Here is a 614-nt window from a genome sequence, read left to right as displayed (position 1 = left end):
GTAGACGACGAGGGCGACCATCACGGCGCCGAGGCCGTACCAGGCGAACGGCACGTTCATCAGGCCCGCGCCCAGCGCGACCACCGCGAGCACACCCAGCACGAGCGTCACGCGCTGCCGGAACCGGAACCGGGCCTCGGTGATGCGTGCGTCGTTCTCGGGGTCGTAGCCGCCCCGCCGGCGGCGCGGCTCCGCCTCGACGTCCTCGGCCGCGTACTCGGCATCGGCCTCGGCATCGATGTCGTCGTCGCGTTCGTCGGCGGCCCGCGCGGGGCGGGCGACGGGGGCGAGCTCCTCGGTGAGCTGCTCGTCCGCGGGCACCTCGTCGACGGCCTCGTCCACGAACTCGACGGCCTCGTCGGCCGGGCGTTCCGCGATCGGCTCGATCTCGTCGGCGGACTCCGGCTCGGGCGCGGTCACGCGCCGGACGATGGGCTCCGACTCCGGCGCGGCGGCATCGTTCTCGGCCTGCGCGACCGGCTTCGCCACGGGGGCGTCGAGGTCGTCCAGGTCCACGACCTTCGCCTTCGCGCGCATGGCCGCGCGCTCGACGGTGGGGATCGGGGTGGTGTCGCCGTCCATGGGACTCGACCCGTGCAGGTCGTCGACGTCCG

1 protein-coding gene is annotated in these 614 nt (G+C 74.6%); it reads right to left on the bottom strand.

Features of this window, described 5'->3' with window-relative positions; all coding sequences use genetic code 11:
• Nucleotides 1–614 (bottom strand): SepX/GlpR family protein (locus FK268_RS24485; RefSeq protein WP_497997381.1); only part of this gene is annotated, 614 nt, incomplete at both ends.

Source organism: Tsukamurella sputi (genome assembly GCF_007858445.1).
GTDB classification, from domain to species: domain Bacteria; phylum Actinomycetota; class Actinomycetes; order Mycobacteriales; family Mycobacteriaceae; genus Tsukamurella; species Tsukamurella sputi.
The sequence above is the reverse complement of the archived record's forward strand: the minus strand, read 5'-3'. Positions and strand labels throughout refer to the sequence as shown.